The sequence below is a fragment of the Oscillochloris sp. ZM17-4 genome (assembly GCF_019599295.1).
In the GTDB taxonomy this organism is placed as follows: Bacteria; Chloroflexota; Chloroflexia; order Chloroflexales; family Chloroflexaceae; genus Oscillochloris.
This window is the reverse complement of record NZ_JAIEWN010000080.1, coordinates 1-12,446: the sequence shown is the minus strand read 5'-3', so window position 1 is coordinate 12,446 and position 12,446 is coordinate 1. Positions and strand designations below refer to the sequence as shown.

Sequence of the window (12,446 nt, the reverse complement as noted above, 5' to 3'; positions counted from 1 at the left end):
CCCGCCAGGCGAGGTGAGCACGACGACGCGAGCCGACGCTGGGGCGCGGATTAGCGATAGCCCGATCACGATCATCGGCACCACACCGCAGCAGGTGGCACCGCGTTCTGCCGCGACAGCTCCCCAGGTGGCCGAGCTTGAGCTGGGCCTGCACAGAGCAGACAGCGGCTATGTTGTCGATGCGCGGCTGAGCCGCGGCCAGAGCGATGTCGAGCTGAGCGGATCGTCGCAGCGCCCAGCTCCGGCGGTGCTGGATCTGAGCGCACTGCGCGCTGAGGAGCTCAATCTCAGCGCCTACGGTCAGCTGCTGACGGAAGGGCTGCTCGCTGATCGCGCGCTGCGGGACTTTGTCATGCAGGCGCTCAGCGTCACCCAAAGCGCGGGGCAGCCACTCAGCCTCCAGCTGCGGATCGCCAGCAGCGCGCCAGAGCTGCACGCCCTGCGCTGGGAGACTTTGTGCCATCCGACCAGCGGCGATCCACTGGCCCTGAGTCAGCACATCTGGATGGCGCGCACGCTCGGTAGCGCGGACTGGGCGCCTATCACCCGCCCCGATCGGCAGGCCCTGCGCGCGCTGGGGATCATCGCCGCACCCACCAACCTGACCGACTTCAACCTCTCCCCCATCGACACCGTGCGTGAGACGGAGCTGGCCCGCGCCACGTTTGGGAGCCGGGCCACCGTGATCGCCGGCCACGCCGCATCGCTCAGGCGGATTGGCCCGGCCCTCCGCACCGGTTACGATATCCTCTACCTCGTGGCGCATGGGCGGATGATCGGCGCAGAGGCCCACCTCTACCTTGCGGGCGATGACGGCCGCGCCGAGGTGGTGCGCGCTGCGGAGCTGATCACACGCGTGCGCGAGCTCAAGCATCGGCCACGTCTGGCGATTCTGACGGTGTGCAACAGCGCGGGCCGCGGCGATGAGCACGCCATCGCTGCCCTGGGGCCACAGCTTATCGCGGCGGGAGTCCCTGCGGTCGTCGCTGCGCAGGGCAACCTATCGATCGAGAGCGCCGCGACCTTCAACCCCGTGCTCTTCCAAAACCTCCAGCAGCACGGCCAGATCGACCAGGCCGTCGCCGAGGCCCGCGCATCAATTCGTGATCGCCACGACTGGTGGGCGCCCGCGCTGCTGACCCGGCTGCGGGGAAGGCAGCTGTGGGAGTAAGGCGATCACGTTGCGGTGTGAGGGATACGCACTGCCGAAGCGGATGTCCAGAGAAATAGCGTTACCAGACCGCTGAGCCGAGATGAGCCGATAGAGATGCGTATCCAAAGCAGCAGCCCTTCTGCGATCCCAGCAGACTGGTGCTATATGCAATGCGGCCGACGGATACGTCGCCACATAGCGCCCGCTGAAGGCGACGGCAGGTAGTGATGGCGGGCTAATCACTGCAACGAGTGAAATCCGGGCTACACCGCGCCGGTGCAGCGTCGTCAGAAACCGGGTCGTATCGGCCAGCCGCCGGAGCCGCGCCTCACTGTCAATCCTACGCCTCAGCCAGCGAGACCACGTCTCGACCCCGCCGCCCCGTAAGCCCCTGCGCAGCCAGGTCGGCCGCGATGCGGTCGTGGTAGGCGGCGAACTCCTTGTGCCGGCGGGTGTCGTAGCCGGGCATCGCGCGGACGATCGCGGTCTTGGTGTGGCCCAGCGCGATGCGCGCGCCGATCGCGGCGATGTCGGTGGGGGTGAGCGGAAGGAGTGCCTCGATAGGTGTATCGAGAGACACTTCCTCAAACTCGGCATCCAAATACTGCTGTAGGATCGGCTCAACCGGCTCCTCAGCACGCAGACGATCAGGGAGGTAGGCCAACCAGCGCTGGCGCTCAGCGTCGCTCAGGTAGGGCGCGCGCACGGTCACGCATTGCTCGCCGCTGACGACCGTGAACACACCAGCGCCGGTCGGCGGGGGCGGCAGCAGGTGTGGCGAGACGGCCCCGGCCGCCGCGATCTGCTTGGCGGTCTTACCGGTGTTCGGCCGCACCTGCGACTCGTCAGGCTGGTAGCCGCCCATGAAGACGCCGATCTGCGAGCGCCAGACCATCTCCATCCCGGTGACGGTCTGCATCCCGATCAGGTAGCGGATGCCGAAGGCCCGGCCGGCGGTCAGCTCGGTGTTCAGCCAGGAGTCGAGGTCGAGGTCGAGGGCTCGGTCGCGGTCCTTGCGCATCCGCTCGCGCCGCAGCGCGGTCTCCAGCAGATTCAGCTCGGAGATGAAGACCACCAGAAGCGGTAAATCTCCGCTCTGGTAGTGGTCCCACTTGCTGACGCCGGCACGGACAAGGATGTCCCGCCGGCGTTGGCGTTCCGTTGTCAGCGCCCGCAGCGTCGCCGGGATGGCCTCGGGGTCCGTGGCCAGCGCCCAGGTCTGGGCCTTGCCCTGCCAGGGCTGGAAGTCGAGGCCCTTACCATCGATGACACAGACCTGGAGCTCGGCCGGGTCGTGATGGATAAGCCCCAGGGAGAGCAGCATCCACCAGGCCAGGTTGTCTTTCCCGCTGTCGCTGGCCCCACTGATCAGCACGTGGTTGGTCTCGCCAACCAGGGCGGTATGCACCAGATCGCGCTCCTCATCGGCGGCGAGTTGCCAGCCGAGCGGGAGCAAGTAGCGATCATCCGCCGAGGCATCGAGCATATAGTCGAGGGACTCCTCGATGCCTGGGGGATGTGTGAGGGCCTGGCCAGCACCAGGGAGGGTTGGAGGAGGTGCAGGCGTCAGCGTAGGTGCGCGCAGGCCGAGGCGGGTGAGGAGGGACGGTGCAGGACGGATCATCGTCATGGTGGGCATCCTCGCAGGGACAAGCCGCTGTAGCCACGCGAGGAAACGCGGCAGGCGCGCGATACCGACCAGCATCAGGGCCACTGCCATCGCCAGGATCTGATTGCCGGGGTCACGGAACCACGCATCCATCGCCACGTCTCCTTCGCTTCATCTGGACAGTTACACCGACTGGGCCTCGGTCTGTAGGCGCGCGTGGCGCAGCCAGCGCCAGATCCGGGCAAGCCAGAGATTCCAGAGGTCGCTGATCACCCAGCGGGCGATCTTCTCCGGCAGGTAGGCACATGCGAAGCCGATACCGCCGCTCAATCCGACGCTCACCCAGTGTTGGGTCGTCACATCGGCAATCCCGACCTGCGGCGAGATGATCGGCAGCAGGCCACGTCCGGTGGTGAACACGTCGAAGGCCAGGACGGCCAGCCACAGGATGAGCCGAAGCAAGAAGATCGCCAAGCGCCGCTCGCGGCGCGGCCAGAGGAAGATCTCGATCGCCGAGATCACCAGCGGGATCCACCAGTGCTGCCACCAGGTGCTGCTGCGGATAAAGGTCGCAATGCTGGCGAAGGTGTCGCCCAGGTAGTCGAGCGAGCAGACCCCGCCATAGTACCACATGAGAATGCCGATTAGGGCTGCACCGGCGAGCGCGATCGTGGTTCCAATGCGGCGATACAGCCCTCGGATCGCGGTGGGCGGCGGCAGCGGCGGATCGTCGATGACCTCGCGGCGGGCACGTGGCGCGCGTGCCGGGGCAGCTGCAGCGGGAGCAGACTCTGGTGGCGGCGGTGGCGGATCGGCGGCTGTGCGGTCGCGGCGCTTCGGCAAGGTGATACGTCGTCGGATTGGCATAGATGTTCGTCCCTTCCTTTGGGCTATGATTGTGTTAAGCCCCTGGAGGCGATCTCAGGGGTGAGCCGGGGGCTGTTCGCAGCAGCTATCCCGGCACCATGCTTCCTACACCTCGATCCCAACACTGGCGAAGGGGTCCGGTGACTCCTCCATCGCTGCTGGGGAGTGCGCCGGCGATTGAGCGGCCTGCCCCGCCAGTGACGGTGGGTCAGGCCGCTCAATCGCTGGTGCGGTGGCCGTCAGGCGGATGAAGAGCTGTCGCAGGCGCGCCTGTACATCTGCATCGAGCGGGGCGGCGAGGAGCCCTGCGATCTCGCGTTCCAGCCCGCGCAACTCCAGGCCGACGGCGTCCGCGCCAAGCAGAATCAGGGCGCGGGTGGCGGGATTCACTGGGCCGACCTGGTCGATCAGCCCGCGCAGCTCGGCGCTGACCCGCACCGGCAGCAGACGCATCGTGGTCGTCATCGCCGGCCTACTTCTGCGCGCCCAGCCGGCGGGCCAGCCGGGCGTACCCGCGCGCGATCGCGGTCTGCGGCTGCTCGACCGGCCGGGCGTGGGCGAAGCGCCGCTGGATCGCCGCGACGAGCGGGGCGAGCTCGGCCCCGCCGCCGCCGATCAGGATGCTCTCGAACTGCGCGCCGCTGCCCCAGGATTCGACCAGCCGGGCGGTGATCGCCTCGCCGTTCTGGAGCAGCGGGCGATCCCAGCCGCGCGGCAGCGGGCGCGCCTGCCCGGCCACCAGCAGGGCCTGCGCTCGCACCGCCTGGTCGACCTCGTAGAGGCTCAGCTCGCGCTCGAAGGCCGCGCTGAGCTGCCCGCCAATCTGCTGGAGCGGGCGGGCCGTACCGAGCTGGAAGGTCGCTAGCCCGGTCGGCACGGGCACCATGCGCCGCAGCACGGCCACATCGACCGTGTGGTGGCCCAGATCGATCACCGCGACCTGGCCCTCCTGCAGCGCCGGGTCGCCCACCACCTGGCCGTAATTGTCCAGGGTAGTCGCGTAGACCAGCCCCAGCGGCTCAGGAATGACCCGGATGCCGCTGTAGCCGCTGTGGGCCTCGCGCAGATGCGCGCCGAGCGCCCGGGCCTTTTCGGGGTCGCTGGCCCAGGTTGCCGGCAAGCCGGTGACACAGACGCCGCTCGCCGTGCCATTCAGGTTCCCGAAGCGCTGGATCGCGCCGCGCACCAGCGCCGGCAGGAAGGCCGGGTCACTCAGCCGCTCCTGGGCCAGGATGGTCAGCGGCGAGGGGGCGAGCAACGCGTCCTCGCCGACCCACCATTGCGACCCGCCCGCCTGCACTGTCTCGGCCCGGCCGATCGCACCTGTCACGCTCCGTCCCGCCCGGCCGATCAGCGCCGGGAAGACCACCGGCTCCAGCTCGTTCCCCTGTGCGTCGATGACCACGTACTTCACGTAGCCGTGCCCGATGTTTGGGCCGTGTCCTGCCATACTCATAGCTGCTGTCCTTTCCGCATCGGCGCTCCGCCGATGGTACAATGTCCATGGAAAACGAAACCCGTGTGAAGCGCATCGCGGCCGCTATGTCGCGTTGAGGTATGTCATGACCGTCGAAGAGATGCTCGTCACCATCCCTAAGCTGACGACTCACGAGCAGTTGCTCCTCTTAGAGGCCGTGAGCCGCGCACTCCGCACGAACCTCGAAACCCACGCGACACAAGGATCCGCCGAACAACTGCTGGGCATCATCCCGACTGATAGCGATCTGTCCGACGACGATATCGATCGCATCCGGTTTGAGCACCTGATGGAGAAGCATTCATAATGCGTGTGCTCATCGATACGGATGTTGTCCTCGATCTCGTGCTCAAGCGAGCCGCATTCTACGCAGATGCCTTTGCGCTTTGGCAGGCTGGCGATCAGGGTCGCTACGAGCGGTATATCGCCGCAATGACCCCGATTAACGCCTACTACATCGCCCGAAAGATGCTTGGCGCCGCTGATGCACGTCAGGCGATTGGCGACCTGCTTGCGGCGACGCGTATCTGCGCGATTGACGATCAGGTGGTGCGCGCCGCGCTTGGATCGGCGACCGCTGATTTTGAAGATGCCGTGCAGATCGCCGCAGCGCTGCATACTGGCCTGAATATCATCGTCACCCGCAACACCGATGACTACACAGCCTCGCCGATCCCCGTATTGACCCCGGCCCAATTCCTGACCAGATTGGCGTCTCCCTCTCAGGAGGCGGATGACGATTAATCCGACCGATGGCCTGGCCATATCCTCTCTCATCGCCGTTGCCCTTTCCGCTCCGTGCGGGTCAGTTGCGTCGTGATGAAGGTCGCGAACACTGCAATCCCCTCCAACTCCGGGTCGAAGGCCGCCCAGCCCTCGACGACCAGCGAGTCGTCAGGGTTGGTCATCGCCTCGGCGACCCCGGCCCAGTGTTTGTGGGCGATGTAGACCGTGTAGTTGGTGGGGGTGGTTGGAGCGACCGGCAGCCCTTTGGGCAGGCTCGGCCCTCTGGTGCTGGACATCGCGGTGATCACACAGTTGGGCCGGGAGACCACCACCCCCGGCCGGCCGACCAGGATGATCTTCACGTCGTCGATGACTCCTTGCTGCTGCTGGGCCTCCCGCGCCGCCGGCAGGCGGGCCGCCCAGGTGAGCGCGAGCACGGTCGCTCCTGCTGGGGCTTGTTTAGCCCGACGGGGCGGCGAGCGGCGGAAGAGCAGCCAGCACTGGCGAGCGCTCACCCGCGTCTTGACAAGCTGGAAGAACACACCGCCCGGCGTGCGCCGCCGGCTGCCGTCAGGCAGGAGCAGCCCGCCCCGCGCCTCGACCGCCAGCGCCTCGGCGAGCAGTGCCTGCGCCCGCGTCACGCCAAGCGCCGTGACGATCCGCTGGATCTGGCGCTGCGGCGCGAAGGCCGTCTCGCCGAGCTGTGCGGCGATCTGCCGAGCCACCTGTTCCGCCCCATCGGTGTCCTGCATACGTGTCGTTCCTCCTCTGCTATGCGGCCGGCTCGGCCCGGCGCCGGCGATAATCGGCGGCCTGGATGGTGACAATCACCGCCTGGATGCCCGGGTCGTGCATGCGCGAGGCGATGCGCGGGTCGAGCTGCTCGACCCGCGTGTTGCTGGTGAACACCGTCGGCAGCTGCGCGTTGTAGCGGTGGTTCACCAGCTGGTAGAGCTTCTCCTTGGCCCAAGGCGTGCCGCTCTCAGTGCCCAGGTCATCGAGCACGAGGAACGGCGCCTGCTTCACCGCATCGAATCGCTGGTCGTAGGACACCGTGCTATCGGGTGCAAACGCGCCGCGCAGGTGGTCGAGCAGGTCGGGCACGACCACGAACTGCACCGGGATCTGGTGGGCGAGCAGCTCGTTGGCAATCGCCGCAGCCAAGTGGGTCTTCCCGCAGCCGTAGGGTCCGAACAGGCCGAGCCAGCCGATCGGCTGCCGCGCGTAGGCCTGAGCGCGTTGATAGGCCTGCTGCACCCCAGACACGGTCCGTACAAAGCCCGCGAAGGTCTTGTCGCGAAAGGCGGCCAGGCTGCTGGCCTGGGACAGCCGCTCGGCGTGCTTCTGGGCCTGCGCGGCCTGCGTGCAGCGGCAGGCGAAGAGCTTGCCGAAGTCTGAGTCGCCATAGGGCACCGCCTTGGTCAGCCAGCCGGCCCCCCGGCAGATCGGGCAGACCTCGGGTGCCTCCGGCGGGCCGGTCGGCTCAGCGGGTGGCGCGGGCGCGTAGCGCACGGTACACCTCCTCACTGGATTCTGGATCCTGCCGCGCTGCGCGATCCACCTCGCGCTGGGCGTGGATGAGCGCGCTGATCTCATCCATCCCGGCATCCAGGGCGGCCACCACAAACCCGATGAGCAGGTCGTCGCACTCCCCGGCGATGCCCCGCGCCTGGGCGAGCAAGGCCGCGTGGCGCACCTCGTCGAAGGCCACCACCGGCGCGTAGTGGCGGCCGTCGTCGCGCGGCGCGCTACCTCGCGCCCAGCGCTCCAGCTCGCGCTCGCTCGGCGGCCCGATCTCCCGTCGCAGCTGCGCGGCCGCTAGGGCGACTGGGTCATCGAAGCGGGCAGCCATACCGGGGTGTGCAATCGCGTTCTGCCAGGCCTGGATAAGATCCAGAGGCACATGGGCCAGCGTGTGCTGCTGGCGAATACCCATCGCGGTCAGCAGCTGCGCGTGCTCGGGGTCAATCGCTGTCCGGCGAAATGACTCCACCGGCAGGCGAATCACCCGCCCCCCCGCGCGAGTCGAGTCCTCCCGATTGGGGGTGGGGGACTCATGTCCTTCCGTACTTCTGTCCCATCCATCCCATGCTGCAGCGGCGGCTGAATTTTCGTCCGGCGTTTCTTCCCGTTCTGATGCTGTAGAACGCTCCTCATCAGGGGTGGTTGTGCATGATCCGTTGAGTGATCCGTTGAGTGATCCGCTGCATGATCCGTTCGGTGATCCGTTACGCGCCCCGAGGCGGTAGCGGCCCTGAATGCTCAGGCGTATGGTGCTATCACCAGTGGCATCACCGATGGGCAGCTGCCCATCGGCCGTAGTGGCGAGCAGGTCGGCCAGTGGCTGCGGCGGTTGCGGGCCGTCCTCGCCCAGCAGCCCGAGGGCCAGCAAGGCCTTCGTCGGCGTGATCGTCGTGATCTGGCTGATCGCGTAGACGCCGATGTCGACCAGCCCGATCAAGGGCCGGTCGAAGTAGCGCGTGATCAGCGCCGGTGTCCGTCCCGACTGCGGGTCGATCCGCCCCAGGTAGGTATCGAGCAGATCCAGCGGCACCCGCCGCGTCCGCAGGCCATCCGGCTTCCCCAGCTGCCCGTCGTCGAGCTGCCAGGGCGTCGATTCGTCGCCCCAGGTCGGCAGCAGGCGCAGCTTGACCGCCCGGCCCGGCTCGGCGACCAGCCAGCCGTCGTCGGTCAGCCGGCGGATGCGCCGCATCAGCGCCAGGTCGCGGGTACGCTCTCCGCTCCCCCATGCGGCCAAGTCGGCCGGAGAGAGCGGGGCCGCCGCCTGATAGGCGATGGCGCAGCGGGCCACCCCCAAGTAGACGCCCACGGCCAATGGGTCATGGGCAAACGCCCGCAGCAGCCGGTCGGGCACACGCAGGTAGGGTGCTGGCCGCACTGCGGCTCGGTCGATATCGGTTGTTGCCGGTCCGCGCTGCCGCCCCTGCGGCGCGCGGCCAGACGTTGGAAAGGTACGCATCCCACATGCTCCTGGGCATCCGCCTCCTTGACAGGGGATCGGCGGATGCTATAATGGAGCAGACAACACTAATCCAGACCATCGGACTCGGTCCGATAGGCTGGCCGGGGTGGGGCTCACCTGACTATGATTGGCGGCATTGAGAAGTCGGTGGGCCTTTACGATTCCCCGGGCGTTGCGCTCCGAAAGATTATCTGCGCCGCACTCCGGATCATGATTTATGGTGGCATCGACAACTCCTTTCCACTGCGCTGGCAATGGGCCACAGGCATCACACGCGCCCCAAGCCGTCTCTGTAGTGAGATACCTTGGGGCGCAGAGATGATGAGGGCGAGTCGGGACGCTGGAGACGCCGAAAAGCCCGTGGTGACAGATGCCACCCAGGCGTCATACTTCAGCGTATTGGTGCGATCCTGACGATGCGCGGCCACAGCCTCGCTCCCGAAGGAGCTATGCTGCGCGCGGGGAAGACCACAGCAGGCCGTAGGCCGTGCCGGGTTTTAGATGGAGGTGATGAGACCCATCAGGCACCCCATCCAAAACCCGCACCAGAGCGGCGAGTACTGGGCCAACATCCGCGCGCGGCATTAACTCCGTAATCCTGCGGTCCTCGACGACGATACGGTCGAACAGGGACTTGACCAGCGCCAGCCGCTCCTGGGGGGATGCCTTCTCAAGCAGTCGCGGGATATCCGCAAGCTGCTGTAGCGCCCGCTGCACATGAAAGGCCACGCCTCCCGGCGTCTGGTCTTTTTTGCTGTCCGCGTCCCTAACCTTCCGCTCGTACTCAGACCTCGTTAGTATACCCAACTGATGCCACAGCTTGCTGCCACAGTGCGCACACCAGAGCACGCTGGTGAGCCAGGCAGTGCCGTGCTGCACTGGCGTGCCGTGAACGCCGGTGCGCTCCTCACGAATGGCCTGCGCAGTTGCGAAGAGGGTCTCACTGATGATAGGCGGAGAACAATGCTCATCGCCTCGCCGCTGATCGCGGCGAGATCGCGCAGGAGCGCTTTGTCTTCGGGCGCGATGCGGATGGTCAACCGTTCAGTATGCATAGCCATGCCTATGGTTGATGGGCGCTGTGATCACATGTGCGAACAATCTATCACGTTTTTGCGCTGAGGTGCGGTAAAATACGTGGCAAAATGACCGGTAAAATAATTAACAAAGTAAAGTACGGAGAACCTGCGAGCAGGCGCTCCGTACCGATTTGTATTACCGGTTGTCGATGAGGTGGCGGTAGCGCCGGTAGACGTTGCATACGGTCTCCTCGGTGATCATCTCGTCGCTGGGAATCTCATCGGCGAGTTGTTCGAGTGCCTGGCTCGCGATCCATTTGTATCGTTGATGCGGATATGCCCGGAGCAACTCCAGGGTGACCTGATCGCGCCGACGCTTCCAGGGATCCTCGGACGGACCACGCCCCAGGCGGGCAAAGGCGAGCAGCGCGGACACGAACATGATGCCGCTGACGGCGATGGAGAGGATGAAGGCTGGCACGGGACTCCTCAGCGATTGCTTGCATGGCTGCGCGAATGCAGCGTGTGGCGATTGCTATTCCGTCGGCGCTGCGCGTGCGTTGTCCTGCGAATCGGGTGCTGGGTCACGTCGCCTCCCCAGAAAAGAGTTGACGATCAAGAGTCCAGCCCGTACAATACGATGTCACACGAGCGCGAAAACCTTCCCGGGTTGGTTGCGTTTGTGGTCAACGGCGCGCTGCCCCCTGCCGGCAAGCTGATGGGTAGCGCGTTGTTGTTACTCCTCTCTGTACGGATCGCTTACGCGCATATCTCCCTCTTTATCTCTGCTGGTTCTATCAAACCATCGCCTTGATTGTGCTTGGAACATGATACCAGGTTCCGCGCAGGGACTCCAGGCGAGATTACTGCTGGTGCCTGCGTTCCCAGTAGTGACGACAATCTCGCGGGGCGAGATCTGGGAAGCCGATTCTGGCTCCAAGTGCTCGGATTTGTTCAAAAATCGAGCGATCCTTGATCGGCTGGCCATTCAGTTGGCGGTTCCGGCGGCTCCCTTGTACGAGATAGCCGGCTGGATTGCGGACATGTGACAGGTACGCCTCCAGCACCGCGAGGGTGGTTGGTGCCAATTGAATAATCTCATTGGCCCGCGCGCCGCTCCCGGCGCACCCTGACCTGCCACGCCGTCTGTTCTGGTTCGTTCTGCTGCTGCTGCTGGGCTTGCTGATCGGCTCGGCGTGGTTGCGCCCGCAGCCGCTGCCATGGGCGCAGGATACGTTGGCCGCGCCACTCGACCCCGCCGCGCCCGCCGCCCTGGCATCGCGCGCCGGCGCAGACCTGCTGCTCCGGTTCGCTGCCCCCCCCGTCCAGCTGGCCCTGCGCCGGGCGGCCGCCGCCGGCCTGGCGGTCGTCGGCCTGGATCTGCTGTTCGCCCTGGCCGCCCTGCTTCACGCCGCCGCCCGGCCACCGCATGCGCCCGCCACCTACCAGGTGCGCACGCTGCACCCGCGCCGGCGGCTGGCCGGGGCCGCCGCCGACCCGGCGGCGCTCTGGGCGTGCCTGCTCGCTGGCATCACCCAGGCTCCGGGCGCGACAAGCTTCACGCTCAGTCGTGCCCCCAACCAGCCGGCCGCCCTCGGGCTGCGCCTGGCCGCCGCCCCGGACGCGCTCCCAGCGCGGCTCCACCCGCTGCGCGCCGCCCTGCGCGCCGCTGACCCGACCGCCCAGCTCGACCCGGTCGCCGACCCGCTGGCCCAGCCGCCCCCCGGCACCATCGTCGTCATGCAGACCATGCACCTGGCCGCCCCTGCGCACCTGCCCCTCGCGCCGGAGCCGCTCGGTCTGCTGCCCGCCCTGGCGAGCGCCCTGCGCTGTCCGCAGGGCGTCCTCCACGCCGAGATCCAGCTGGCCCTGGCCGCCGAGCCGCCGCGCGCCCTGGCCCACCGCCAGGCGCTGGCCCGCCGCGCCCTGGCGGTGCTGCGCCGCCACCCGGCTACCCCCGGCGGGGCGGCGGCGAGCCAGGCGATCGCCGCCCGCGCCGCCAGCCCCGCCGCCCACGTGGCGGTGCGGGTCGTGCTCCTCCTGGAGAACCGCGCGGCGCTGCCGGCCGCCCACACGCTCCTCGCCAGCGTCGCGTCCGCCCTCGCCCCGCTGCGCAGCGTCGCCCCGACCCCGCCGCTCGGCGCGCGCTCCCAGCGGCTGCGCCCCGGCCGGCGCATCGTGCGGGTGGCCGCGCCCCGCGCCCCGCAGGCGCGGGCGGGCGGCCACCCGCCCTGGCCGCTGGTGCCGCCCCGGCTGCTCCCCGCGCTCTGGGCGCCGCCCGCCACCCTCACCCCCACCGAGCTCAGCGCGCTCTGGGCCGTCCCCGCCCCCGCCGACGCCGAGCTGGTCTGGCTGCCCAACCGCATCCTGCCTGCCCCGGCCAGCGCGTTCGTCCCGCCCGGGGCCACTGACTGGCTGACCCTCGGCCATGCCCACGATGACCGCGGCCAGCCCGCCCCGGTCGGGCTCCCCCTGCGTGCGCTCCACGAGATTCTCCATGTGACGGCCGGCATGGGCGCCGGGAAGTCCCAGGCCCTGGCCGGCTTTTGCCAGCAGCTCATCCCGCACGGCTTCATCCTGCTCGACGGCAAGGGCGACGATGCTGGCGGCCT

11 protein-coding genes and 1 pseudogene are annotated in these 12,446 nt (G+C 67.7%); 4 read left to right on the top strand and 8 right to left on the bottom strand.

Annotation, left to right across the window (positions count from 1 at the left end; translation table 11 throughout):
• A partial coding sequence (locus K2Z83_RS26755) for a CHAT domain-containing protein (protein WP_220598223.1) occupies window positions 1–1,171 on the top strand: 1,171 nt, incomplete at its 5' end.
• A 322-nt stretch (window positions 1,172–1,493) separates the two neighbouring features.
• On the opposite strand, the gene K2Z83_RS26750 is transcribed toward K2Z83_RS26755, so the two are convergent.
• The 4 genes from K2Z83_RS26750 to K2Z83_RS26735 form a co-directional block, all read right to left on the bottom strand.
• Window positions 1,494–2,915 (bottom strand): FtsK/SpoIIIE domain-containing protein, encoded by a 1,422-nt coding sequence (locus tag K2Z83_RS26750; RefSeq protein WP_220598222.1) that lies wholly within the window; start codon window positions 2,913–2,915, stop codon window positions 1,494–1,496.
• Between the two features lie 30 nt (window positions 2,916–2,945).
• The gene (locus K2Z83_RS26745; RefSeq protein ID WP_220598221.1) at window positions 2,946–3,395 is read right to left on the bottom strand and encodes a hypothetical protein; all 450 of its coding nucleotides are present in this window, start codon (window positions 3,393–3,395) and stop codon (window positions 2,946–2,948) included.
• A gap of 339 nt (window positions 3,396–3,734) precedes the next feature.
• Window positions 3,735–4,094: a hypothetical protein gene (locus tag K2Z83_RS26740; protein ID WP_220598220.1), complete on the bottom strand. Its 360-nt coding sequence runs from the start codon at window positions 4,092–4,094 to the stop codon at window positions 3,735–3,737.
• A gap of 7 nt (window positions 4,095–4,101) precedes the next feature.
• A complete protein-coding gene (locus tag K2Z83_RS26735; RefSeq protein WP_220598219.1) occupies window positions 4,102–5,085 on the bottom strand; it encodes a ParM/StbA family protein in 984 nt (327 codons plus the stop codon).
• A gap of 106 nt (window positions 5,086–5,191) precedes the next feature.
• Between K2Z83_RS26735 and K2Z83_RS26730 the strand changes: the two genes are divergently transcribed.
• Entirely contained in the window at window positions 5,192–5,413 is a 222-nt protein-coding gene (locus tag K2Z83_RS26730; RefSeq protein WP_220598218.1) for a hypothetical protein, read from the top strand.
• The gene (locus K2Z83_RS26725) at window positions 5,413–5,850 is read left to right on the top strand and encodes a PIN domain-containing protein (protein WP_220598217.1); all 438 of its coding nucleotides are present in this window, start codon (window positions 5,413–5,415) and stop codon (window positions 5,848–5,850) included. The genes K2Z83_RS26730 and K2Z83_RS26725 overlap by 1 nt, the downstream gene beginning before the upstream one ends.
• A 29-nt stretch (window positions 5,851–5,879) precedes the next feature.
• On the opposite strand, the gene K2Z83_RS26720 is transcribed toward K2Z83_RS26725, so the two are convergent.
• From K2Z83_RS26720 to K2Z83_RS26705, 4 genes are all read right to left on the bottom strand, one after another.
• Window positions 5,880–6,584: a hypothetical protein gene (locus tag K2Z83_RS26720; protein WP_220598216.1), complete on the bottom strand. Its 705-nt coding sequence runs from the start codon at window positions 6,582–6,584 to the stop codon at window positions 5,880–5,882.
• Window positions 6,585–6,603: 19 nt separating this feature from the next.
• Window positions 6,604–7,344 (bottom strand): ATP-binding protein, encoded by a 741-nt coding sequence (locus tag K2Z83_RS26715; protein ID WP_370650285.1) that lies wholly within the window; start codon window positions 7,342–7,344, stop codon window positions 6,604–6,606.
• On the bottom strand, window positions 7,316–8,812 hold the full coding sequence (locus tag K2Z83_RS26710) for a hypothetical protein (protein ID WP_220598214.1): 1,497 nt from the start codon (window positions 8,810–8,812) through the stop codon (window positions 7,316–7,318). Before K2Z83_RS26710 ends, K2Z83_RS26715 begins: the two co-directional genes overlap by 29 nt.
• A gap of 1,218 nt (window positions 8,813–10,030) precedes the next feature.
• Window positions 10,031–10,315, bottom strand: coding sequence for a hypothetical protein (locus K2Z83_RS26705; RefSeq protein WP_220598213.1), 285 nt, complete (start codon window positions 10,313–10,315; stop codon window positions 10,031–10,033).
• Between the two features lie 620 nt (window positions 10,316–10,935).
• Here K2Z83_RS26705 and K2Z83_RS29675 point away from each other — a divergent pair.
• Window positions 10,936–12,446 (top strand): annotated as a pseudogene (locus K2Z83_RS29675) (hypothetical protein); the annotation flags it as partial.

Coding starts and splice junctions, on each gene's coding strand:
- K2Z83_RS26750 (WP_220598222.1), bottom strand. CDS start 2,915: ATGGATGCGTGGTTCCGTGACCCCGGCAATCAGATCCTGGCGATGGCA.
- K2Z83_RS26745 (WP_220598221.1), bottom strand. CDS start 3,395: ATGTGGTACTATGGCGGGGTCTGCTCGCTCGACTACCTGGGCGACACC.
- K2Z83_RS26740 (WP_220598220.1), bottom strand. CDS start 4,094: ATGACGACCACGATGCGTCTGCTGCCGGTGCGGGTCAGCGCCGAGCTG.
- K2Z83_RS26735 (WP_220598219.1), bottom strand. CDS start 5,085: ATGAGTATGGCAGGACACGGCCCAAACATCGGGCACGGCTACGTGAAG.
- K2Z83_RS26730 (WP_220598218.1), top strand. CDS start 5,192: ATGACCGTCGAAGAGATGCTCGTCACCATCCCTAAGCTGACGACTCAC.
- K2Z83_RS26725 (WP_220598217.1), top strand. CDS start 5,413: ATGCGTGTGCTCATCGATACGGATGTTGTCCTCGATCTCGTGCTCAAG.
- K2Z83_RS26720 (WP_220598216.1), bottom strand. CDS start 6,584: ATGCAGGACACCGATGGGGCGGAACAGGTGGCTCGGCAGATCGCCGCA.
- K2Z83_RS26710 (WP_220598214.1), bottom strand. CDS start 8,812: ATGCGTACCTTTCCAACGTCTGGCCGCGCGCCGCAGGGGCGGCAGCGC.